A 24,806-nucleotide genomic window follows, 5' to 3' on the forward strand; every position below is an offset into this window, starting at 1 on the left:
CCGTTTTTTTGTCCCCCGGGTTCTTTCACTTGACCCCGAGAGCACGACGTGAGGTGTGGTGCCGGCTGGAGCGAGACGCGGGGCAGGTGAAATTACGGGACAATTAGTTTGGTTTTGCGCTCGGGTTGCAGTACCTTTGCAGTCGGAATTCAAAAAAATACAATCATTTATGGCACTTCAATGTGGTATTGTGGGACTCCCCAACGTGGGCAAGTCCACTCTGTTCAACTGCTTGTCGAACGCCAAGGCGCAATCGGCAAACTTTCCTTTCTGCACCATCGAGCCCAATGTGGGGGTGATCACCGTCCCCGATGATCGCCTCAACAAGCTGGCCGAGCTTGTGCACCCCGAGCGCATCGTGCCCACCACCGTCGAGATTGTCGACATTGCCGGCCTTGTGAAAGGCGCCAGCAAGGGCGAGGGCCTGGGCAACAAGTTTCTGGCCAACATACGCGAGACCGATGCCATCATTCACGTGCTGCGCTGCTTCGACGACGACAACGTGACCCACGTCGACGGCACAGTCGACCCCGTGCGCGACAAGGAGGTGATCGACACCGAGTTGCAACTGCGCGACCTGGAGACCATAGAGAGCCGCATAGGCCGCGTGCAGAAGCAGGCTCAGGCCGGCGACCGCGAGGCCAAGATGCAATATGAGGTGATGCAGCGCTACGAGCAGGTGCTCTCGCAGGGCAAGAGCGCCCGGCTGGTGGAGCTCAACAGCAAGGAGGAGGAAAAGATTGCCCACGACCTGTTTCTGCTCACCAACAAGCCCGTGCTCTATGTGTGCAACGTCGACGACGCGAGCGCTGCAAGCGGCAACCACTATGTCGACGCCGTGCGCGAGGCGGTGAAAGACGAGGATGCCCAGGTGCTGGTCATCGCCGCCGAGACCGAGAGCGAGATTGCCGAGCTGGAAACCTACGAGGAGCGCCAGGAGTTCCTGGCCGAGATCGGGCTCAAGGAGAGCGGCGTGAACCGCCTCATCAAGAGTGCCTATGCCCTGCTCAACCTCGAGACCTTCCTCACGGCCGGCCCCAAGGAGGTGCGCGCCTGGACCTTCAAGAAGGGCAGCAAGGCGCCACAGTGTGCCGGCGTGATACACAGCGACTTTGAGCGCGGTTTCATCAAGGCCGAGGTCATCAAGTACCAGGACTACATCGACTATGGCAGCGAGACGGCCGTGAAAGAGGCCGGCAAGATGCACATCGAGGGCAAGGACTACGTGATGCAAGACGGCGACATTGTGGTGTTCCGCTTCAACGTGTAGCATCGCGGTACCGATACAAAACAGCACGGGCGGCTTGGAAGCAAAATGCTCATTCCAAGCCGCCCGCATTATTTTCTCTCTTGGCGTGTTGCTCAGCGCATGGCCTCAGAGGCGATCAACCGTCGTATATGGCCTGCAGCTGTGCATAGTGGGCCTCGGGCGAGAAGCGCTCGATGGCCCGGTGCTTGATGGCATCGTGGTCCCAGCCGGTGTTCCAAGCCTGGCGCATGGCATCGCACAAGGCCTTGGCATCGCCACAAGGATAGGTGAGCCCGCACCCGTCGACGATGAGCTCGGGTATGCCGCCTATGTGCGAGCCCACCACTGGGGTACCCGAGCACAGCGACTCGATGACGCTGAGCGGGTTGTTTTCGTACCACTCGCTGGGCACGACCGAGAAGCGCGCCCTGCCCAGCAGGTCGCTCACGCCCTGGGCATCGAGCTGACCCAGGAAGTGAATGTTGGGGAACGACGAGAAATCGTGCCGCAGCTCGTCGATGAGCGGGCCCGAGCCGCCCACACGCACCTCGCGCCGCATCAAGGCAGCAGCCTGTAGCAGTGTCGACACGCCCTTCTCGGCCGAGAGGCGCCCCACATAGCAGTAGAAGTCGTCGCGCGGCTGCTCGTGCTGCGCCTTAAACTTCTCGAGCTTCAGTGGGTCGACAAAGTTGCACAGCACCTTGAGCTTGCCACTGTCGAAGCCGCCCTGCTCCATCTTGCGGGCCATGAACTGGCTGGGGCATATCCAGGCATCGACACACTTCTCGAGCACTGCGCGGCTCCAGCGCTTGGCCTCGGCCCAGGCCACGACGCTGGCTGCCATCGAGCGTTTCATGCACCGGTGCTCCACCACCGGGTGCTTGTTGCTCCCGAAGCACTGCTCGCAGGGCTTGCCCTCGCGCAGGCAGGTGTAGGCCGGGCACAGCAGCTTGTAGTCGTGCAGGGTCCACACCACCTTGATGCCACGGTTGTGGGCCATCTGGGCCACTACGGGCGACAGGTAGCTGTGCACGTTGTGCAGGTGCACCACATCGGGCTTGAAATCGTCGAGCACGCGGGCTATCGAGCGCTTGATGTCGCCCAGGCCCATAATGCGCTTCAGGGCTTTGAACTTGGCGCCAAGGCCGCCATCGAGGCTAATCTGGCTGGCAAAGTAGCGGGAAAACTGCGACTCAACGTTGTGGGGATACTGCATGGCATACACACCCACATCGACGCCGTGGGCGCGCAGCAACCGCTCGGTGTTGAGTGTGACCACACAATCGCCGCCACGGGGATAGTAGAACTTGTTGACGAGTAAAACACGTTGAGCCATAGTCGGGAAATCTTAAGCGTTCTAATATTAACGCAACCAAGGTGGATTTATTATGCAACAGTGCACTTTCAACGATAGACGTTGCCGGCCACGCTGCGCGAGCGCACGTTGGTGATGGGCTGGAGCAGGGTGCGCTCTCCGTCGACCCCCGTAAACACATTGTTGCGCACTTGCAGCTTGTTGAAGCGGCGGGCAGCCTTGTCGTTGTTGTCCCAGTGGGTCATGAGCTGGCCGTTGCCCGGCGTGTTGACCATGTTGCCGTCGAAGACCAGCGAGCCCTGCTGGGCAAACTCCTGCAGGAAGAAGTTGCTGGTGGTGCTGTTGAAGGTGTTGCCCACAAAGTTGAGGTCGACCGTCTTTACATTGCGGCAATAGATGCGCGTGTCGCCCGTGAAGACGTTGCTGTCGGCATTGATGGTCACCTTGCCGTCGATGCCGTCGCCATAGTCGATCGAGGCCAGCATGCCCAGGCCCGAGAAAGAGTTGCCAGTCATGTTGACGGTGCCGCCTGCGTTGTCAAAGCTCAGGAGCCGGCACCCCAGGCGCTGTGTAGTGAGGCTGCTGGTCGCCACATTGTCGGTGAGCGAGCTCTTGCCCAGGTCGACGATGGCGCCGCCATGCACCATGAGGTGGCAGTAGCCCGAGGCGCCCCAGGGGGCCACAAAGGCCGCATTGTTGACGGTCGTGTTGCCGCTGAACGTGATGGGAATGCGTGCCGCGTTGAGGTCGGTGACCTCGTAGTCGCAATGCCTAATCTTCTGGTCGCTTGCTACAGGGCTGTTTTCGATATAGTTGTTGGCAATCACCACATTGTCGTGGGTGTCGCGCTCGCTGAAGGTGATGCCCATGATGGTGTGGCACAAGCCTTGCATGTAGAAGCGGTTGCCCGAGATGTCGACGTTGCTGCTCGCGCAGCCAACGGTGGCCGGGGTCGAGGTACCGACGTAATAGGTAAAAAACACGCCATTTACCAAGTCGGCAGGGCCATTGCCGCGGTTCACATAGTAGAAATCGTTGTCGGCCACCTTTATGTTGTAGCGCTTGATGTCGCCCGGCACAGGGGCATCGGCGCCGAAGAAGGCCACGCACTCGTCGTTGCCATACTTGTAAAACGTGTTGGCGCTGATGTCGATGTCGTGCATCTGACCGCGCAGCCACAGCACGCCGCCCGTAGTGCAATTGTTGTAGTTGGTGAGCGTGCAGTTGCGCACGGTCACATTGGAGCAGGCGCGCAGGTCAACGTTGGTGCACACGGCGTTGCGCAACGTGCAGTTGAAGCGCTCGATGCTCACTGGGGCGCAGTTGCACAGCTTGAAGGCATACTTCTCGGCGCCATTCCACCATATTCCGTTGTGGTCCTTGAGCTTGACCGAGAGGTCGTGTATCGACACAGCCAGGGGCTGGCTCGTGCTGGCGCTCACCTTAAAAAAGGTATCGTCGAAGAAAGCCTTGAAGCCGGCCCTGTCGGTGCCGTTGTCGAGCACGACGGTGGTTTTCTTCACGCCCAGCCCCTTGATTTCGACATTGCAGGCAAACTCAACCGTGCCCTCGATGGTAAACGTGCCGGCCCGGTCGAAGTAGAGCACCAGGTGGTCGGCAGGGCCGAGGTGGGCAGCACGCTCGCGCAGGGCCGCCGTGAGGTTGCCTTGCAACTGGCTCACTCGCAGGGTCACGGTGCTTGCCGCAACCTGGCTCGGGAGCAACAACAACGATACGGCCACACACATGACCGACAATAGCATTATCGCCTTTTTCATATTATGCTGGTTTTAAAACAGGAGTCGATTGCGACGCGGCGGCAGGCTCGGTCTTGAGCCACGACGTGGCAAGTATCGAGGCAAAGAAGAAGCTGAACTCGGGGCCACGGAACGCCTCGTTGTAGACAAGCACAATGAGCACGACAAGCACAAAAAAGAGCTGCAGGTTCTTGTTGCGACGGCCGTAGCCCACGGGATGCTCGGTAAACATGACCCAGAAGTTGAACACCATCCACAGCAGGCCCAGCACGCCCAGCTGGATGTAGACGTGCAAAGCATAGGGCATGGTGCCGAAGAAGAGCCAGTCGTACTCATCGGCAAGCGACGAGCGCTCCATGTGGCTGCCGCCCTTGAACTGACCCACGCCGAAGCCCGTGAGCACATGGCCCGGATGCTCGGCATCGAGCTGCTGCATGAGCACAAACTTGAGGTAACGCGGCAAGTCGGTGGCCGAGTTCTCTTCAAGGTTGTACTGGGCGTCGCCCTCGGGGTCCTCTATATCGCCTATGAGATACTCGGTCAGGTACTCCTTCGACAAGAAATCATTTTTTCCGCTCTCCTGCGAGGAGTATACAATATCGCCCAATAGAAACACAACGGCCACAATGGGCACCGAGATGACGATGCGCATAAACATCTTGCGGTCGATGGGCATCAAGAGGAAGAAGTACAAAGGGAGCAACAAAAAGCTCACCTTGGTCTCGTTGAGAAACGTGGGATACAACAAGAAGATGAGCGACTTGTTGGCCCACAAGCTGTTGAAGAAATCATTACGGTCTACACGCTTCTGCATCAAGTAGAACGATACGGCATAGATCGAAAGCGACACCACTCCCGAGTAGTTTTGGCCAAACGAGCCTCCACCCTGGTCGCCTGCGCCATACTTGAAAAACTGAAAAGTGATGCACAAGGCCTGTATCACAAGGAAGATGTACAGGTTCTTGTCGAATGCACGCACAAAGCGTGCACGCCGCTCCTCGGTATTGTTGAAATAGCGAATGATGGGAAAGAAATAGGCAATGCCCACAAACTCGCGGTAGCCGTTGATGTAGAACAGCAGCGAGTAGCCGTTGAGTATCACGGTCACCAGCAGCGAGAGCAGCGTGAAGATGCCTATCGAGACCATCGCCCACCGCGACTCGCGCATCGTGAGCAGGCCCAGCCCCACAATCGTGAAGTCGAGCAGGAAGAACAGCGGCGACCGCAGACTGGAGATGAAGGGCAGAATCTCGTCGTTGACAAAGCCGAAGGTGGCAATCACCCAAAACACGGTGAACAGCACCCGCTGATATATGCCAGCCTTGTCATTGCTCATTGCAGTCCCCCTCTCGCTACTAAGCTACTCAGCATCACTTGTCGTCGTCGTTTTTCCCGTAGCCGTAGCCGTAGCTGTTGTCCTGGCTGGGCTTGGTGTCGTTGACGATAGCGCCCACGTTGGCCAGGCGCTTGGTGGCCACGAGACGGTTCATGAGCTTCACCATGCTGCGCTTGGTGTAGTTGGCCCGGGTCACATACACCGTGGCGTCGGCCATGCCGGCCACCGAGAAGGTGTCGCTCACCTGTGCCACAGGAGCCGAGTCGATAATCACATAGTCGTAGCGCTCGCGCAGCTCGGCAATGAGCTTGCCGGTGCGATCGCCCAGCAGCAGCTCGGAGGGATTGGGAGGCACTGCACCGGCCACAATCACATCGAGGCTCTCGTTGCCTGGCATGTGCTGCACAATCTCGTCGAGCCTCATGTCGCTCTTGGCCAGGTAGCTCGTGATCCCTGGCAGGGGCTTGAGGTGCAACATGTCGGCCAGCTTGGGCGAGCGTATGTCCATGCCCACGAGCACCACCTTTTTCCCCTCGAGCAGGGCAAAAGAGGCGGCAAGGTTGGAGCTCACAAACGACTTGCCCTCGCCGCTTGTGCTCGAGGTCACGAGCACGACCTTGGCCTCGGGACCGGTGAGCATAAACTGCACGTTGTTGCGCAGGTAGCGGAAGAGCTCGACGATAGCCGAGGTCTTGCCCTGACGCACCACCAGGGCCTCCTTGTGGCGGTTGTGGTGCACATGCCCGATGACCGGCACTGCGCTTATTTCTTCTAAGTCGTCTTGCGAGCTGAACTTGGTGTTGAGCATGTGCAGCAGGTAGATGATAGTGACTGGAATGAAGACAGCCATGCACAAGGCCAGGAAGAGCACCATGGGCACCTTGGGCTTCACGGGCTTGGACGAGGCATAGGCCTTGTCGACGATTTTGGCCTTGGGCGTGGTCGAGGCCAGCTTCAGGGCGTTCTCCTCGCGTTTCTGCAGCAGGTAGGTGTAGAGCTCGTTCTGGATGCCTTGCTGGCGATACAGGGCACGGGTCTCACGCTCGGTGGTGGGCACCTGGCTTATCTTGTCGCTGGCAGCGGCTTCCTGGCTCTCGGCTTGAGCGAGGCGTATGTTGAGCGCCTGCATGCTCGATTTCACGCCGCGCAGCACATTGGCGCGGGTCACTGCGAGTTGCTTGTCGATGTTGTGCATCACCGCGTTGTCGTCTTTGGCCGACTCGGCCAGGCGCATGCGCTCGGTCACGAGTCGGTTGTAGGCCGCCACCGAGCCCGATGCTGCCGTCGAGTCGGCCTCAAAGGGGATGAGGTTGTATTTGTTGGCCGGGTTGGCGATGAAGTCGCGTATCATGCTCATGATGCGGTATTGCGTCTGCAGGGCCACGATAGCGTTTTCACTGGCCGTCTGCTTGCCTATCACAGCCTTGCCCTGTATCTCGGGGTCGACCATGTTGTGGGCCTTCTTGTAGGCTTCAATCTCCGACTCGCTCCCTATCAGGTCTTTATAGATGAGATTGATGCGGTCGTCGATAAACTTGCCCGTGGCGATAGCCTGGGTATCCTTGTCCTTGAGCCCCTTCTCATTGTAGAGGCGCATGAGGGTGTTGAGGATATCGCGCCCGCGCTGCACATTGCTGTCGGTGATACCCAGCGAGATGCCGTCCGACTTCTTGGCATAAAGCTGCACATCCACATCGGCCATGTAATCCTCGGCCTTGGAAACGTAGCCTTTCACGCTGGCAGTGATATTGTAGGCCTTGCCGGGCACGTAGAAGTTGCTCTTCTGCACCGAGAAGATGCCATAGGGCGTCTTCACGCTCACAGGCAGCTGCACGCCCTTGAGATGTACCAGTGTGTTGAAGAAGCTCTTCTTGACCTTGATATCGGCCCTGCCCATCTTGTCGCACTTGATTTTAAACACCATCGCCGTGCTCAGGGTGTCGTAGAGCTCCTTGGGGGCCTCGACCACGATGGGCGAGTTGCGATAGTGCTGCTCGTGCTTCATGAAGCCGTGCTTCTCGCTGTAGTTCACGTTCAGGCCCAGTTCCTCGACCATCTGCTGCACGAGGCTCTCCGAGCCCATGACGATGATCTCGTCTTGCACGTTGGCGCTCACGCCGCCCATGATGCTCGAGATGTCGAAGCCGCCCGATGCCTTCTTGGCCGCCGAGCTGCCGTCGTCGTCGCCCACAAGCACCGAGGCACGTATGAGAAAGACCGGGGGAGTGACGTTCAGGTAGAAGAATGCGATGCCGAAGCAGGCCGCAAACGAGAGCACAAAAAGCCACCAGTAGTGCAGCAGCTTGCGCAAGAGCTTGCCCGCATCGAAACTTGATGCCGCTGCCTGAGCCGGCTCGGGAGCGGTATTGGGTGATGAGTTGTCCATATATCTATATGAGTAGTATTTTACTTGACTGTGAGAGCAATCACCAGCGAGGCGATCACACTTGCCATGCTCACGATGGTCGACACCATCGTGAGCTTGTAGGCGTTGAACTGGTTGTACTTGGAGTTGTCGACTTTAATCTTGTTGGGCTCTACATAGACCACATCGTCCTGCTGCATGTAGAAATAGGGCGATGAGAAGATGCTGCTGTCTTGCAGATTGAGGCGTTGATAGGTGCGCTTGCCGTCGACGGTGCGTATCACCAGCACATTGTCGCGGCGGGCATACTGCGTGAGGTCGCCAGCCAGGGTCAAGACCTCGAGCAGGGTGATTTTCTCCTTGCCGATATACACACGGCGCGGGGCGTTGACCTCGCCCATCACATTCACACCATAGCCTGTGAGCTGCACGCGCACGTAGGGGTCTTTCACCTTCTCGGCCACTTTGTCCTTTATCAGCTTCTCGACCTGGGAGGTGGTCATGTCCTTGACGTGCAGCACGCCCAGCACAGGAAAGTTGATGTTGCCCTCATGGTCGACCACATAGGTGAGCAAGCGGCCGTTGCCCTGGGTCTCGGTAGTGCCGCGGGTAGCAGGATTGGCGTTGGGTACATTGAACATTGCCGTGGCCTCGGGCACTGCCGAGGTGACACTGATGATGAGCTCATCGTCGGGCTCAATGTGTATCGAGTAGTCGCTCTTGTCGTCGGCGAGCGTGCCCTCCTGTCCCAAATTGGGGAAATAGCTAAGCGATGGTTCGGCCTGCTTGCTTGTAGAGCAGCCGCACAGGGCGAGCAGGGCGAGCAGGGCGATAAGTATTTTCTCAGTCATGACGAAGTGTTGATTATGCATTGGGTGATTACAATTGCTATTTCATATTAACGCCGACCAAGTGCCAATTATTGTGACTCGCCACTGGAATTGCAAGCACACAAGCCCACAAACAGCGCTAATGCCCTGCAAAGGTATTGCAAAAAAGGGAAAGCGCAAAATCCAAGCACACCCAACTGCCGCAGCCACTGTGCACGCACTTACATGGCAATTTGCGCGGCGTGAAGCATGTGCGAAATCAAAAACAAGTTCCCCCGATTTTGCATTTCGCTCGACTTGCAGTAATTTTGCACACACAAAAATCATCAACTATCGCGACACATGTATTTTTCGTTAGCAATTCCCCTCTACATATATATACTTCTGGCAGGCGCACTGCTGCTCACTGTGGCAACCGGGCTGTGGCAGTGGCTGCAGGCGCGGCGGCTGGCACGCTTTGTGCAGCGCGACGAGCCGGCTCGCGACTATCTCGACGAGGAGCAGCTGCCCAGCATCTCGGTCGTGGTCTATGCCCACAACGATGCTGCCAGCCTCGAGCAGCTGCTGCCGCTCATGCTCGAGCAGGACTACGAGCGATATGAAGTGATCGTGGTCGACGACGGGTCCTACGACGACAGCCGCGACGTGGTGAGCGAGATGATGCAGTCCTACGGCAACCTGCGCTTGTCGTTTTCGCCCGACGACACCCGCTCGCTATCGCGCAAGAAGTTGAGCTTGATGATAGGCATCAAGGCTGCCAAGGGCGACATCATTGTCACCACCAATGCCAACTGCCGCGTGATGAGCAACCAGTGGCTGCGGCTGCTGGCACGCAACTTTGTGGCCGGCATCGACGTGGTGCTGGGCTACTCGCACTATCACTACAGCCGCGACAAGAAGCCCGGGCGCTACTATCGCATCTACGACACAGCGGTCACTGCCAGGCAATGGGTGCTGAGTGCCGTCGATGGCGTGCCCTACCGCGGCGTGAGCGACAACCTGGCCTACCGCCGCCAGGTGTTTTTTGACAACGCCGGTTTCTCGGGAAGTATCGACCTGCGCTGGGGCGACGACGACGTGTATGTGAGCCAGATTGCCAACGGCGGCAACACGCGCCTCGAGCTGAGTCCCGGCAGCCAGGTGCAATCCTACTACGACGATGTGGCCCGCGCCCACAACCGCCTCAAGCTGAGGCGCGACTTCACCTCGAAGCTGGTGGCCACCAGGGCGCCGTTTATCGCACAGGGCTTTTTCTCCACGCTCAACTATGCACGTCTGGCATGCCTTGTGGCGGCCGTAGCACTCGACTGGGATAACGCCGTTGTGGTGATCCTGGCTGCAGTGCTGGCCGTGGCCTCGTGGGCGATTGCCATCGTCGCCTTCGACAAGAGTGCCCGACCGCTGCAGGTGCCCAAGCTGGCCATGTGCGTGCCGCTCTTTGCCGCTTGGAGGCCCGTGGTGAACATGGTCTACCGCCTGCGCGGCATCAAAACCAAGCAAAACAACTACACCTCGATCTATGACTGAGCGTGCCTCGAGCCATATCGCACCCCTCACCTCGTGGCGAAGCATCTTTGTGCTGTGCATCGCGTGGTTTCACTGCGGCGTGATGCCCGTGTGCATGCAGCTCACCATGGCAGGGGTGGTGTGCTTCTTCATCATGAGCGGCTTTCTCACCTGCCGCGCCCATCGAGGGCTGCAAGGGCGGGGGCTGGGCCGGTTTTTGGTCTCGCGTGCACTGCGGCTGTATCCTGCCCACTGGCTCAGCCTGGCCTTGTTCACAGCCTTCACGGTTGCCGTGCACGAGAAGGGGCTCTACTGGCCGGCGCTGCTGCCCAACGCCTTGCTTGTGCAATGCTTCATCCCGGTGCGCGACTACTTCTTCTCGTTCAACGTGCCCTCGTGGTTCCTGAGCAGCCTGCTGACCTGCTACCTGTGCTACGGGCTGCTGTACCGCGGTCTCAAGGCCATGCCGCTCAAGTGGCAGCTCGCCACGGCAGCAGCCCTGATGGTGCCCTACGCCATAGCCATGGGCAGCATCGAGAGCAAGAGCGAGCTGGCCTGGGCCTACGTGTGCCCCCTGCTGCGCGTCTATGAGTTTGCGCTGGGCATGGTCGCGTGCAACGTGTGCCACGCCGTGGGCCACCGCTGGGATGCACGCCGATGGCACTGGGCCGAGTGGGTGCCCGTGGGCCTCACCGCCCTGCTCACGGCCATCGACGTGTGCTGGCCGCAGCTGCTGGGCGCACGCTACGACCAAAGCATAATATGGGAAATACCCATGGCGCTGCTCGTGCTTGTGCACGCGCTCAACAACGACAATCCTGGCCCCGTGGGGCGGGCGCTATCGTGGCGGCCGCTTGTGTGGCTGGGCAGCATGAGCCTCGAGCTCTTCCTGCTGCAAGGCCTGGCCGGTCGCCTGTACAACTACCTGGTGGCTCCCGTGCTGGGCCACTACGGCATCGAGGCCTACGCCATGGTGCCTGTGGGCATGCTGCCCCTGCTCGTGGGCGGGGCCTGGCTCATGCACCGCTACTTCACCCGGCCCGTCCAGGCCTGGGCCGCCGCCAAGCTGCAAGGCTGAAAAAAAGGGCGGCATGGCAATATTGGTGGCAAAAATGCGTTATAAAGGTTGAAATGAATTGTAAATATTCCCGACATATCACGCTCGTGGTGATGCTGCTGCTCACAGTGGCGGCAGCGATGGCACAGGACAACGACAAGGTGCTCAACCGCCAGTATGCCGACATGAAGAAGCTGCACTTCGGCTTCTCGATAGGCATGAACTTCCAGGACCTCAACATCACCAACAACGGCTTCACTACCGCCGACGGCGAGCAGTGGTATGCCGACGTGCCCAACCACTCGCCCGGCTTCAGCGTCAACGTGCTGGCCGACTACCGCCTGGGGCAGCACTTCAACCTGCGCTTCTCGCCCGGCATGTACTTTGGCAACAAGGTGGTGAAATACATCAACGCCCTGGGCGATGCCACAGCCCCCGACAAGACCCACTACCGGCAGAGCCAGAACATAAAGTCGACCTACGTGGTGCTGCCCGTAGAGGTCAAGTTCTCGGCACTGCGGCGCCACAACTACCGCCCCTACTTCACGAGCGGCGTGATGGGCGTGGTCGACGTGAGCAAGGACCGCCCCGACCAGCTGCAGCTCAAAAACAGCGACGTGATGCTCACCGTGGGCATGGGATGCGACTTCTACCTGCCCTTCTTCAAGTTCTGCCCCGAGGTGAAATTCTGTTTCGGGCTCAAGAACATGCTCAAGAAAGACCGCCCCGACCTGCAGGACAACGAGCAGATGATGCGCTTCACCCAGAGTGTCGACAAAATCAAGGACAACATGGTGGTGGTAACTTTCTATTTTGAATGACGTGCAACCAGTGAACAAGCTAAATACAGGCATAACGGCACTCGTGCTCCTGCTGCTGGCAGCGCTGCTGCCGGCAGGCGCACGGGCGCAAGTCGACGCCCAGTACACCCAGTACTGGGCCGTGCCCGGCTACTACAACCCCTCGGCCATAGGCAACAGCGACTACATCCACATCGTGGCCGGCAGCCGCGCCCAGTGGGTGGGCATCAAGCACGCCCCGCTGTCGTTTGTGGCCCTGGGCGACATGCCCTTCAAGCTGCTGGGCAAGCGGCTGGCCACAGGCGCCGTGATACAGCAGCACAGCATGGGTCTGTACTCGGGGCTGAACGCCGGCGCCCAGCTTGCCTTCAAGCAGAAGCTCTTCAAGGGCACCCTGAGCGTGGGCCTGCAGGTGGGGCTCGTGACCGAGAGCTTCAAGGGCTCCAAGATAGTGATGCCCACGGGCGACAACGCCCACGAGGCCAACGACGATGCCATACCCAAGACCGACGTCTCGGGCAACGCCTTCGACATGAACGCCGGCATCTACTACCAGCACAAGTACTTCTGGGCCGGCGCCTCGGTCACCCACATCACCCAGCCCAGTGTCGAGCTCAAGAGCGAGGGCAACGAGGAAGACATCTACGAGTTCCAGCAAGGCCGCACCTATTATTTTATGGCCGGCGGCAATATTCCAATCAAAAACACGTTATTTGAATTGCAGCCCTCGGTCATGGCCAAGACCAACACCAAGGTGTTTCAAGGCGAGGTCACGCTCAGGGCCCGCTACAACAAGTTCATCTCGGGAGGCGTGGGCTACCGCTACAAGGATGCCGTGAGCATCATGGTGGGAGCCAACTTCAAGAACTTCTTTCTTGGCTACTCCTACGACTATCCGGTGTCGGCCATCAGCAAGGCCACCACGGGTAGCCACGAGGTGTTTATCAACTACAACGTGAAGCTGGATTTAGGAGACAAAAATAAAAACAAACATAAGAGTATTCGAATAATGTAGAATATGAAAAAGCCATTAATCATTATCTTGACCGCAGTGCTCATGACCACAATCATGACATCGTGCTTCTCGGGCCGCCGCAGCATCAACACCCAAGGCGGCGAAGTCACGGGCATAGGCGCCACCACCTTCAGCGAGCCCACCCCCTATGGCATGGTGCTGGTCGACTGCGGGTCGATGAAAGAAGGCCCTGCCCAGCGCGACTCGCTGTGGGGCATCGACTCGGTGGCCCGCGGCGTGAGCGTCGACGCCTTCTGGATGGACGAGACCGAAATCACCAACTCCAAGTATAAGCAGTTTCTCTACTGGGTGCGCGACTCCATCATACGCGAGCGCCTGGCCGACCCCGCCTATGGTGGCAACGAGGACTTCAAGATCGAGGAAGACAAAGAGGGCAACCCCGTGAAGCCCCACCTCGACTGGAGCAAAAACATACCCTGGAAAAATCCCAGCGAGGACGAGGAACGCGCCATCGAGAGCGTGTACCGCACCAATCCCATCACCGGCAACAAGGAGCTCGACCCCGAGCAGATGAACTACCGCTACGAGGTGTACAACATGACCGAGGCCGTGAAGCGCAAAAACCGCCTCGACCCCACCCGCCGCGACTACAACACCGACCACGCCGTGCCCACCAGCAATCCCGTCATCAGCAAGGACACTGCCTATATCGACGACGAGGGCAAAATCGTGCGCCAAACCATCACGCGCCCGCTCTCGAGCCAGTACGACTTTGTCAACACCTATATTGTGAACATCTTCCCCGACACCACATGCTGGGTCAACGACTTTGAAAACGCCTACAACGAGCCCTACGTGCGCATGTACTTTGCCAGCGGCAACTACAACAACTATCCCGTGGTGGGCGTGAGCTGGGACCAGGCCAACGCCTTCTGCAACTGGCGCACCGAGTTTCTGCGCAAGTCGCTGGGCAAGGAGGGCGTCTACATCGAGCCCTACCGCCTGCCCACCGAGGCCGAGTGGGAATATGCCGCCCGCGCAGGCGTCAACAAGAACAAGTATCCCTGGGAGGGCGACATGCCGCTGAGCGAAGACGAGGGCTGCTTCTATGCCAACTTCAAGCCGCAGGAGGGCAACTACGTGAGAGACGGCAGCATCATCTCCTCGCCCGTGGGCACCTACCAGCCCAACGACTTCGGGCTCTACGACATGGCCGGCAACGTGAGCGAGTGGACCTCGACGGCCTACACCGAGAGCATCGACAAGATGACCAGCGACCTCAACCCCGAGTACCGCTACAACGTGGCCAAGGAAGACCCCTACAAGATGTCGCGCAAGATCGTGCGCGGCGGCTCGTGGAAAGACGTGGCCCACAACATACGCTCCGACATACGCATGTGGGAATATGAAAACGAGCAACGCTCCTACATAGGCTTCCGCTGCGTGCGCTCCAAGGTGGGCTACGCCAAGGCCAAGCGCAAGAAATGAGGCGCGCCGCTCACGGCCACTCAAGAGACGACACAACAACATCACAACATCAATGGATCTCAACTCGCGGCACAGCGCCGCTTAACGATAAAGAAAATGGGTAAAATCAAAAAATACAAAAACGTTGTCGAGCGCTTCCTCTCGGGCGACTCGGGCCAGCGCTTCTTCAACTTTGCTTACAGTATAGGCGCCGCCGTGGTGATATGGGGAGCCCTGTTCAAAATCCTGCACCTGCAAGGCGGCAACGAGCTGCTCACCATAGGCATGGGCACCGAGGTGCTCATGTTTATCCTCACCGCCTTCGACAGCCCCCAGAAGCAGTATCACTGGGAGCAGGTGTTTCCCGTGCTGGAGACGGGCAACCCCGACGACCGTCCCGACTTTGCCAGCGGCGCGGGCATCGTAGTGGGCGCCGGGGCAGCAAGCGCCGCCGCTGCCCAGCAGGAGCAAGAGGCCCAGGTGAAGGCTGCCGTGGGCCTGCCCCAAGGCTTGCAGCTCACCGAGGCCGAAACCACCTCGCTGAGCGAGAGTATACAGCGCATGAGCGCCGCCACCGAGCAACTCTCGAAGATGGCCGACCTCTCGGAAGCCACCAGCCGCTACCTCGAGCAGATGGCCGGCATCTCGGAGCAGATGGAACGCCTCAACAAGACCACAACGGCCCTCAACGAGGTGTCGCAGACCCTGTTGCAAAGCTACAAGGCCATCACCGACAACAGCGAGGGCATCAAAGACAGCTCGACGGGCTATGTGGAGCAAATGCAGAGCCTGAGCCACAACATTGCCGGGCTCAACACCATCTACGAGATACAGCTCAAGGGCGTGAGCTCGCAACTCGACTCGATCGACCGCGTGAACCGCGGCCTGAAGGACATACGCGACATGTACGAGAAGTCGGCTGCCGAGAGCGCCCACTACTGCGACGAGACCGAGAAGATGGCCCGCTACATGAAGCAGCTCAACAGCGTGTATGAAAAGATGATCAAGGCCATGACCGTCAACATGTACCGCCCCATGGGCGGCTCGATGCCCGGCGTTGACCTCAACGACGACGACAACAACGACCAACAGTAGCACACACACAGTATAAAATAAATGGCAGTACACAAAAATCAAAGCATGGCCGAGATGTCCTCGCGCCAGAAGATGATAAACCTCATGTATATCGTCCTCACCGCCATGCTTGCCCTCAACGTGTCGAGCGACGTGCTCAACGGCTTCAACCAGGTGCAGCAAGGCCTGGACCGGTCCAACCGCACGCTCACGGCACGCAACCAGGCCCTGCTGGGCGAACTCGAGGCATGGTACCAGAAGTACCCCAAGGTAGACAAGGCCCCGCTCTACGAGGCCCAGCACATGTGCGACGTCACCGACAGCCTCTACAACTATATCGACTCGCTCAAGATGGCCATCGTGCGCGTGTGCGACGGGCCCAAAGCCAACCCGCAGCACATCGTGGCACAAGACAACCTCGACGCCGCCGCCCAGGTCATGCTCCCGCCCACGGGCAAGAAGGGAGCCGAGCTGCGCGCGCGCATCGACCGCTACCGCAACTACATCGTGAGCTTGCTCAACGACGGCCAGAAGCAGAAGAGCATCGAGGAGGCCCTGTCGACAGCAACGGTAAAGACCAGCAACGGCAAGAAAAAATGGGAGGAAAGCATGTTTGAAAACATGCCCTCGATTGCAGCTGTGACCCTGCTCTCCAAGCTGCAGAACGACATACGCTTCTCGCAGGGCGTGCTGCTCAACCAGCTGCTCACAGGCCTCGACACGGGCGAGCTGCGCGTGAACTCGATCGAAGCCTTTGTGGTGCCCGACTCGCGCATCGTGATGCGCGGCCAGAAGTACACGGCCCGCATCGTGATGGCGGCTGTCGACACCATGCAGCGCCCCAAGGTGTACGTCAACGGCAGCATGCTCAACAACAACAAGGGCCTCTATGAGGTGGGCACTGGCTCGGTGGGCACATTCAACTACTCGGGCTGGATCGAGGTCACCGGCCGCGACGGCACCGTCACCAAGCGCGAGTTCAAGTCGAGCTACACCGTGATCGAGCCCATGGCCTCGATATCGGCCACGATGATGAACGTGTTCTATGCCGGCATCGACAACCCCGTGTCGATAGCCGTGTCGGGCGTGCCGCAACAGTCGATACAGGCCACCATGACCAACGGCACCCTGGTCAAGAGCGGCGACCACTGGGTGGCCCACTCGAGTGCCATAGGCAAGGAGTGCACCATCAGCGTCACGGCCGAGCTCGACGGCACCCGCACCAATGTGGGCAGTGCCACCTTCAGGGTGCGCAAGCTGCCCGACCCCACCCCGTTTATCGCCTGGCGCGACGCCCAGGGCAACACCCAGGAGTACAAGGGCGGCAAGCCCTTTGCCAAGGGCACCCTGCTGGCAGCCCGCGGCCTCGATGCCGCCATCGACGACGACCTGCTCAAGATCGACTACCGCGTGGTGAGCTTCGAGATGGTGCTCTTCGACCAGATGGGCAACGCCATGAGCGAGCGCTCGGCCGGTGCCAACTTCTCCGACCGCCAGCGCGCCGCCATGCGCAACATGAAGCACGGCAAGCGCTTCTACATCTCGCGCGTGAAGGCCACCGGCCCCGATGGCGTGACGCGCGACATCTCGCCCATGGAGGTGATCGTGAATTAACACAGAAAAAAACAGACAGCAAACAATTGACTTTAAGACAAATATGAAGTTTCTCAAGATTATCACCGTAGCCCTGCTGGCAGCCCTGGCTGGCCTGAGCACGCAAGCCCAGGTGGTGAGAAAGAAAGCCGGCGACGAGGGCAAGAAGAAGACCAACTCGGCCATCTCTGAGCGCCAGCAATCGTTCTACGAGGTAAACGAGCCCAGCGACGCCGACCTGCAGTGGATGAAGGTCGTGTATCGAGAGCTCGACCTCACCAAGGGCAAGAACCCCGCCCTGTACTACCCCGAGGAGCCCAACGAAGACGGCCAGAGCCTGTTCTACATCATCATGCGCCTGGTGGCCGACGGCGACATCGACTGCTACGAGTGGCTCGACGGCCGCGAGATGTTCACCCCCGAGTACAAGTACAAGGTGAGCAACATGCTCGACCGCTTCCACATCCTCTACACCACAGCCAAGGGCAGCACCGAGAAGCACCCCCGCTACAGCATCGAGAACGCCGACATACCGGGCAGCGAGGTGCTGAGCTACTACATCATCGAGAAGTGGGAGTTTGACACCCGCAGCAACGCCATGAAGTCGCGCGTCGAGGCCCTGTGCCCGGTGCTGCACCGCGAGGACGAGTATGGCGTGATGCAGAAGTGGCCCATGTTCTGGGTGAAGATGAACGACATACGCCCCTACATTGCACGCCAGTATGTGTTTACCGACGACGACAACAACCTGCTGCGCTACAACCTCGACGACTTCTTCAAGCTCAACATGTACAGCGGCGAGATCTACAAGGTGAAAAACCTGCGCAACATGACCCTGCGTCAGCAGTTCCCCGACGACAGCGCCTATCATCACGCCCAAGACAGCATCGAGGCCCGGTTGCGCCAGTTCAATAAGAGCCTGTGGGTGCCCGACCGCGAGGAGCTCATGGCCGCCAAGGAGGCCCGCGAAAAGGCCGAAAGAGCCAAGGCAGCCCAGGCCGACGGCGACGAGCAGCAGGCCACCCAAGACGATGACGAGCAGCAGTCGACGACCGTGAAGTCGGCCCGCAAGCGCAGCAGCACCAAGCGCGGCAGCAAGGCCAAGAGCAGCAGCCAGAGCAAGTCGAAGCCCAAGACCACCAAGGTGAAGACCCGCAGCATCAAGAGCAGCAGCGGCGGCGCCACCCGCAGCGTGCGCAACCGCAAGCGCTGACGACGTGCGAGCACAGCCAAGAAAAAGATACACATTTTTTTATAACAACAACTTCCCGGCATCCCGGCCTGAGCCTGTGGCTCGGTCGGGATGCTATCGTCGCGGGGGGGGGAAAAAAATTTATGGGTCATTAACATTGCGCAGTAACATTTGTTACCTCTGGGCGCAAGGCCGATGTGCTAACTTTGCAACCGAAATTCAAAAACAAGTAACATGACTACAGCAAACGATATGTTTTGTTTCCAGTGCCAGGAGACGGCCAAGGGAACGGGTTGCACCATCAAGGGTGTGTGTGGGAAAACGTCGACAACTGCACGGTGGCAGGACCTGCTGCTCAGTGTGGTGCGCGGTGTGGCAACAATCGAGCATGCGCTCGTCGAGGCAGGCGAGCCCATCGACCAGCAGGCAGCAACCTTCATGGTAGATGCCCTGTTCACGACCATTACCAATGCAAACTTCGACGACCAGGCCATCCTGGGCAAGGTGGACGCCGGCATCGCCCTGAAAAAGCAATTGCTGGCCCGCGCCCAAGAGCTGGGCGTGGACCTGCCCCACTACAACGAGGTGAAATGGGGCGGCGAGAAGGCCGACTACGAGACCGAGAGCCGTCGCGAGGGCGTGCTGCGCAACAGCAACGAGGACCTGCGCTCGCTCAAGGAGCTCACTGTGCTGGGCCTCAAGGGCATGGCAGCCTACTATGAGCACGCAGCCCGCCTGGGCCAGATGAGCGACGAGATCATCGCCTTCATGTACAAGGCTCTTGCAACCGTCACCAATCCCGACGCCACCATGCAGCAGCTGCTCGACACCGTGCTCGAGACGGGAAAATATGGCGTCGACGTGATGGCCCTGCTCGACAAGGCCAACACCGAGGCCTATGGCAACCCCGAAATCACACGGGTAAACATAGGCGTGGGCAAGAACCCCGGCATCCTCATCTCGGGTCACGACCTCAAGGACATCGAAGACCTGCTCGAGCAGACCGAGGGCACCGGTATCGACGTCTACACCCACGGCGAGATGCTGCCCGCACACTACTATCCGCGCTTGAAAAAATACAAACACCTGGTGGGTAACTACGGCAACGCCTGGTGGAAGCAGAAGGAGGAATTTGCCACCTTCAACGGTCCCATCGTGTTCACCACCAACTGCATCGTGCCTCCCACACCCACAGCCAACTACCGCGACCGCGTGTTCACAACCAACTCGGCCGGCTATCCAGGCTGGAAGCATATAGCCACCGGCCCCGACGGGCACAAAGACTATAGCCAGGTCATAGCCCTGGCCAAGACCTGCGCGGCACCCCAGGAGATCGAGTCGGGCTCGATCGTGGGCGGCTTTGCCCACAACCAAGTCTTTGCCCTTGCCGACAAGATTGTAGAGGCCGTCAAGAGCGGCGCCATACGCAAGTTTGTGGTCATGGGCGGTTGCGACGGCCGCATGCGCAGCCGCAACTACTACAGCGAGTTTGCCCAGGCACTGCCCCACGACGTGGTGATACTCACCAGCGGCTGCGCCAAGTACAAGTACAACAAGCTCAACCTGGGCGACATCGACGGCATACCGCGTGTGCTCGACGCCGGCCAGTGCAACGATTCCTACTCGTGGGCAGTGGTGGCCCTGAAGCTCAAGGAGATATTCGGCGCCAACGACATCAACGAGCTGCCCATCTTCTTCAACATCGCATGGTATGAGCAAAAGGCCGTGATCGTGCTGCTGGCCCTGCTCCACCTGGGCGTGAAAAACATCCACATCGGTCCCACACTGCCAGCCTTTGTGTCGCCCGGCGTGCTCAAGGTGCTCGTCGACAACTTCGGGCTGAGCGGAATAGGCACCGTCGAAGACGACATCAAGCAATACATCGAGGCCTAACTATTTCACTATATTCCAACGCGCGCGGCGCCTGCTGCCCCCCAACCCCGGGTGCACCAGGCGCCGCCCCGTTGTTGCACCCCATGCCGTCACGTTACCTCCTACAATCAATCCATTTCATGCCGTCACCATCATATAAGGCCCAGCATTGCCTGAACGGGAATGGAGGGTCGTAGACATCCATCTTTTCATTGCTCACAGATTGTTGAAGCAACGATAATAGAAATATGACTTGACCCTACACAAGTGGTTTTGAATTTTATTTTATTTTCATATCTATATGTCAGTGAAAAAGATGTATTTTTGTACAACAAATCTGGCCCATCACACCGATGATCAATCAATCCAACATAAAAGAAGTCCTTATTTCCATGGGCTTTCACAAAGAGAAAATAGGCAATTTCTTTAAGAAAGACTTTGGAGCATTCAACATGTCTGTTGATATCGACAACAAAACACTGAACTATCCACAAGGAGTTGTCCTGAATGACAAGACTACAAGCAATTTCTCTCACGATGAGAACTTTGTTGTATTCGAGTGTGTCAATAGATTGGTGGAAAAAGGCTATCTTCCTGAAACAATAGAATTGGAACCAAGATGGCGTCTTGGGCATGACTCAAAGTCAAGTGGCAAACCAGATATTCTCATCAAGGATAAGAATGGTGACAACCTTATCATTATAGAATGCAAGACTGCAGGGAAGGAATATCGTAAAGAAAAGAAGAATACAGAGACCGATGGCGGGCAGCTTTTCAGTTATTGGCAACAGGACAATGGTATAAAATGGCTCGCACTCTATGCTTCTGACTGGGATGGCACCAAAATTACCTATCAAAGTGATATTATCAATTGCACTGACGATGCCAACATCCTGAAAATGTCGGAGCGCGACAAAGATGTGAAGGTGTTTGCCCATGCCAAAAATGACAGTGAACGCTTTGAGGTTTGGCGAGACACTTACAATTGCCAATGGCTGTCCGATCTTATCTTCAGTGAGGACAGTCAACCCTATCAAATAGAGTTAAAGCCGCTGCGCAAGAAAGATCTAAAGGACTTCACTCCGGACGATAAGATTGTCAATCAGTTTGAAGAGATACTCCGGCACAATAACGTGTCGGACAAGGAAAACGCATTCAATCGTCTTGTAGCCCTTTTTATCTGCAAACTGGTCGACGAAATCAAAAAGCAGGACTACGAGGAAGTGGACTTTCAGTACAAGTACACCGACACCTACGAGACTCTGCAAGACCGATTGCAACGGCTTCATCAGCAGGGAATGGAAGAGTTTATGAAAGAGAAGATCTTCTATGTTGATGATGGCTATGCAGAGCGCCTGTTTGAAAACTACACCGGTCAAAAACGTAAAGCAGCCATAGAGGACTTGAAGCATACCATCAGAGTGCTCAAGTTTTATTCCAACAACGACTTTGCTTTCAAGGATGTCCACAACGAAGAACTATTCTACCAGAATGGCAAGATCCTTGTTGAGGTAGTTCAGCTCTTTCAGCCCTATCGCATTGTCTATCAGTCAAAGCACCAGTTCCTTGGTGACTTGTTTGAGCAATTACTCAACAAAGGCTTTAAACAAAACGAGGGACAATTTTTCACACCTACGCCCATTACTCGTTTTATTTGGGATGCACTGCCGCTTTCCAATTATATTTCAGAGCATGATTTGCCACGTATTATTGACTATGCGTGTGGTGCCGGACATTTCCTTACCGAGGGAGTAGAGGCTGTCAATGCCATCCGTCCCAACGAGGAAAACAATTGGGTGGAAAAACATATTTATGGAGTGGAGAAAGACTATCGTCTGGCACGTGTCTCTAAGGTCTCCATGTTCATGAATGGAGCCGGAGGAAGCAACATCATCTTTGGAGACGGGCTGGAGAATTATCTGGAGAAAGGTATAGAGCCACACTCGTTCGATATACTGGTGGCAAACCCGCCCTATTCAGTGAACGGTTTCAAACGGCATCTGTCGTTGCACAACAATGAGTTCTCCATTCTGAAGCAGATAACGCTGGAAGGTAAAGAGATAGAGACGTTGTTTGTGGAGCGTATCGCCCAGTTGCTCAAGCCGCAGGGCATTGCGGCTGTGGTGCTACCCGCATCAATCTTGTCCAATGCATCTGCAAGCTACACGGCTGCACGTGGTGAACTGTTGCAAAACTTCCGGCTGCACGCTATCGTGGCATTTGGCAGCAAGACCTTCGGAGCGACAAGTACCAATACCGTTACGCTCTTCCTTGAGAAATACGAGGAGCCGCCTCGCAAGGCCGAGATGGTTAAGGACTTCGTTACGGTTGTGATGGGCAATGACTTCTGTGACGGGTGGAAAGATAAAGTCCTCTTCGACGAATATCTGAAGCATCAGCACATCGGCCAAGATATATACCGCAGATTTGTCAGTAAAGAGCTGAACTGGGAAGAATTGGCCGCCGACAGCTATCTGAAGACATACTATGATGCCTTCAGAACACAGGCCATCAGTATTCCCAAGTCGATAACCACAGCAGAGGAAAAGGAGAAATACCGGCGGGACAAGTTCTACGATATGGCTTTGGCAACAGAGAAGCGGAAACTCTATTATTTTGCTCTGACATCAGGGCAGCATACTCTTGTCGTCACAGCACCGGCCGACAATAAGGCCCAGAAAGAATTTCTCGGTTACGACTGGAGTAACCGAAAGGGTGATGAGGGTATCAAGATTATAAAGCCAGGTGGTATGCTCTACAACGATGATGATCGTTTTGCACGAGGCACCATTGCATGTGCAATTCGTAATAGTTTCATCGATGCACAAACACAATTGCCGGAAGAATTTCAGCAATTTGCGAAGTGGTATAGGCTGACGGATATGGTAAAATTCTCTTCTACTTCTTTTAATATAGAGATTGGTACAACCTTAGAGAGAGTTGCCAATCCATACAGTAACTTTAATACCGTAAGGCTTGGTTCCGTTGTCAAGATAATAAGAGGAATAACATATCCGAATGAAGCAGAAGTAAATTATCCAACAAATAATATTATTTTACCAGCTGATAATATAACAACAAATGGAAAACTCAAAATTAAAAAGCCAATATTTCTTAAAGATGCAAATTTTCTTGAAGAGGAGAAAAAACTGCATAAAGGTGATATCTTCATGTGCTTCTCCAGTGGAAGTAAAAAACATGTTGGTAAGTCTTGTTTTATAGAGAAAAATACAGAATATTATGCCGGTGGCTTCATGGGTATACTGCGCATCAATAATAGCATCATTGATAATCACTTCTTGGCATATCTCTTAAATTCTTCTGGTTTCAAAGCTTTACTTTCTGATTATAGTAAAGGCTCTAACATAAATAATTTATCCAATAAAATAGGAGAAATAGAATTGCCCTTACCTCCAATGTCCACACAGCAGCAAATTGTCACTGAGTGCGAGGCTGAAGATAGAAAATATGATGAGTGTAATAAAAAAATTGAATCGCTGGCAAATCAAAAGGCAGAGATTGTAGGAAGCATCAGCGCTAACGAAGTCACAACAATAGAAGCATTGTGTGATGAAATTAATCCGTCTCGTTCTGAAATTTCCAATATGCCAGATGACACTTCAGTATCTTTCGTTGAGATGAATTCATTAGGACAAGGCATAATTGAAAAAATGGTCGACAGACCTCTTGGTGAACTTCGTAAAGGAGGTTATACGTATTTTGCAGAAAACGACATACTCATAGCCAAAATAACACCATGTATGGAAAACGGCAAGTGCGCAATTGCTTCTGGCTTGACTAACGGGATTGGCATGGGCAGTACCGAATTTCATGTTTTAAGAGTCAACAAAAGCAAAGTAATGCCGGAATATGTTTTTGCTTTGCTAAATCAAGATAAGATAAGAAAAGAGGCAGCTGCTCATTTCACGGGATCAAGTGGACATAGAAGGGTGCCTATAGATTATTATAAGCATCTTGAGATACCATTCCTTTCACTGCAAGAACAAAATAGAATTGTCAAGCAGATTTATGGAATAGATCAACAAGTTATTACTTTAAAAGTGCGCAGGCAAGAGTGTGCCGCCAACAAGCAGGCCATTCTCGACAAATATCTAAAATAGATGTATCATGCAAGCATAGAAGCTGACTAACACAACATTTAGTGTGTAAAGGCAAATGTGCAAAATTCAAAAAACGAGTTTCCCCGATTTTGCATTGCGCTCGGCTTGCAGTAATTTTGGATAAATCACGCGGCGCCTCGGCAATGCAAAATTCAAAAGGCGAGCTTTTGATTTTGCATTGCGCTCGGCTTGCAGTAATTTTGGCTCACGCCTTAATCACGCGGCGCCTCGGCAATGTCAAAATTCAAAAGGCGAGCTTTTGATTTTGCATTGCGCTCGGCTTGCAGTAATTTTGT

16 protein-coding genes are annotated in these 24,806 nt (G+C 56.2%); 11 read left to right on the forward strand and 5 right to left on the reverse strand.

Annotation, left to right across the window (positions count from 1 at the left end; all coding sequences use genetic code 11):
- Positions 1 to 169 precede the first annotated feature (169 nt).
- Positions 170 to 1,270, forward strand: a complete 1,101-nt coding sequence (ychF, locus tag GF423_RS05055) for a redox-regulated ATPase YchF (RefSeq protein WP_154327326.1) — start codon at positions 170 to 172, stop codon at positions 1,268 to 1,270.
- A 115-nt stretch (positions 1,271 to 1,385) separates the two neighbouring features.
- On the opposite strand, the gene GF423_RS05060 is transcribed toward ychF, so the two are convergent.
- From GF423_RS05060 to GF423_RS05080, 5 genes are all read right to left on the reverse strand, one after another.
- The gene (locus GF423_RS05060; RefSeq protein ID WP_154327327.1) at positions 1,386 to 2,585 is read right to left on the reverse strand and encodes a glycosyltransferase; all 1,200 of its coding nucleotides are present in this window, start codon (positions 2,583 to 2,585) and stop codon (positions 1,386 to 1,388) included.
- A gap of 68 nt (positions 2,586 to 2,653) precedes the next feature.
- Complete coding sequence (locus GF423_RS05065) at positions 2,654 to 4,342, reverse strand: hypothetical protein (protein WP_154327328.1); 1,689 nt, start codon at positions 4,340 to 4,342, stop codon at positions 2,654 to 2,656.
- Between the two features lies 1 nt (position 4,343).
- A complete protein-coding gene (locus tag GF423_RS05070; RefSeq protein WP_154327329.1) occupies positions 4,344 to 5,657 on the reverse strand; it encodes a hypothetical protein in 1,314 nt (437 codons plus the stop codon).
- A gap of 34 nt (positions 5,658 to 5,691) precedes the next feature.
- The gene (locus GF423_RS05075) at positions 5,692 to 8,043 is read right to left on the reverse strand and encodes a GumC family protein (RefSeq protein WP_154327330.1); all 2,352 of its coding nucleotides are present in this window, start codon (positions 8,041 to 8,043) and stop codon (positions 5,692 to 5,694) included.
- Positions 8,044 to 8,063: 20 nt separating this feature from the next.
- On the reverse strand, positions 8,064 to 8,873 hold the full coding sequence (locus tag GF423_RS05080; RefSeq protein WP_206113383.1) for a polysaccharide biosynthesis/export family protein: 810 nt from the start codon (positions 8,871 to 8,873) through the stop codon (positions 8,064 to 8,066).
- 321 nt (positions 8,874 to 9,194) lie between these two features.
- Between GF423_RS05080 and GF423_RS05085 the strand changes: the two genes are divergently transcribed.
- From GF423_RS05085 to GF423_RS05130, 10 genes are all read left to right on the forward strand, one after another.
- Complete coding sequence (locus GF423_RS05085) at positions 9,195 to 10,379, forward strand: glycosyltransferase (protein WP_154327332.1); 1,185 nt, start codon at positions 9,195 to 9,197, stop codon at positions 10,377 to 10,379.
- A complete protein-coding gene (locus GF423_RS05090; RefSeq protein ID WP_154327333.1) occupies positions 10,372 to 11,436 on the forward strand; it encodes an acyltransferase family protein in 1,065 nt (354 codons plus the stop codon). The genes GF423_RS05085 and GF423_RS05090 overlap by 8 nt, the downstream gene beginning before the upstream one ends.
- Positions 11,437 to 11,489: 53 nt before the next feature.
- On the forward strand, positions 11,490 to 12,236 hold the full coding sequence (gene porT / locus GF423_RS05095) for a type IX secretion/gliding motility protein PorT/SprT (RefSeq protein ID WP_154327334.1): 747 nt from the start codon (positions 11,490 to 11,492) through the stop codon (positions 12,234 to 12,236).
- Positions 12,237 to 12,246: 10 nt separating this feature from the next.
- On the forward strand, positions 12,247 to 13,230 hold the full coding sequence (locus GF423_RS05100; protein WP_241004967.1) for a PorP/SprF family type IX secretion system membrane protein: 984 nt from the start codon (positions 12,247 to 12,249) through the stop codon (positions 13,228 to 13,230).
- Between the two features lie 3 nt (positions 13,231 to 13,233).
- Positions 13,234 to 14,679 carry a T9SS ring complex lipoprotein PorK/GldK gene (porK, locus tag GF423_RS05105; RefSeq protein ID WP_154327336.1) on the forward strand — a complete coding sequence of 482 codons (1,446 nt, stop codon included), beginning with the start codon at positions 13,234 to 13,236 and terminating at the stop codon, positions 14,677 to 14,679.
- A 96-nt stretch (positions 14,680 to 14,775) separates the two neighbouring features.
- Complete coding sequence (gene porL / locus GF423_RS05110) at positions 14,776 to 15,753, forward strand: type IX secretion system motor protein PorL/GldL (RefSeq protein WP_154327337.1); 978 nt, start codon at positions 14,776 to 14,778, stop codon at positions 15,751 to 15,753.
- A 21-nt stretch (positions 15,754 to 15,774) separates the two neighbouring features.
- Positions 15,775 to 17,346, forward strand: a complete 1,572-nt coding sequence (porM, locus tag GF423_RS05115; protein ID WP_154327338.1) for a type IX secretion system motor protein PorM/GldM — start codon at positions 15,775 to 15,777, stop codon at positions 17,344 to 17,346.
- 43 nt (positions 17,347 to 17,389) lie between these two features.
- Positions 17,390 to 18,538, forward strand: a complete 1,149-nt coding sequence (gene porN, locus GF423_RS05120) for a type IX secretion system ring subunit PorN/GldN (RefSeq protein WP_154327339.1) — start codon at positions 17,390 to 17,392, stop codon at positions 18,536 to 18,538.
- Positions 18,539 to 18,751: 213 nt separating this feature from the next.
- Entirely contained in the window at positions 18,752 to 20,410 is a 1,659-nt protein-coding gene (gene hcp, locus GF423_RS05125; RefSeq protein WP_154327340.1) for a hydroxylamine reductase, read from the forward strand.
- 332 nt (positions 20,411 to 20,742) lie between these two features.
- Complete coding sequence (locus GF423_RS05130; protein WP_154327341.1) at positions 20,743 to 24,510, forward strand: N-6 DNA methylase; 3,768 nt, start codon at positions 20,743 to 20,745, stop codon at positions 24,508 to 24,510.
- Positions 24,511 to 24,806 lie beyond the last annotated feature (296 nt).

It is taken from the genome of Sodaliphilus pleomorphus (assembly GCF_009676955.1).
In the GTDB taxonomy this organism is placed as follows: Bacteria; Bacteroidota; Bacteroidia; order Bacteroidales; family Muribaculaceae; genus Sodaliphilus; species Sodaliphilus pleomorphus.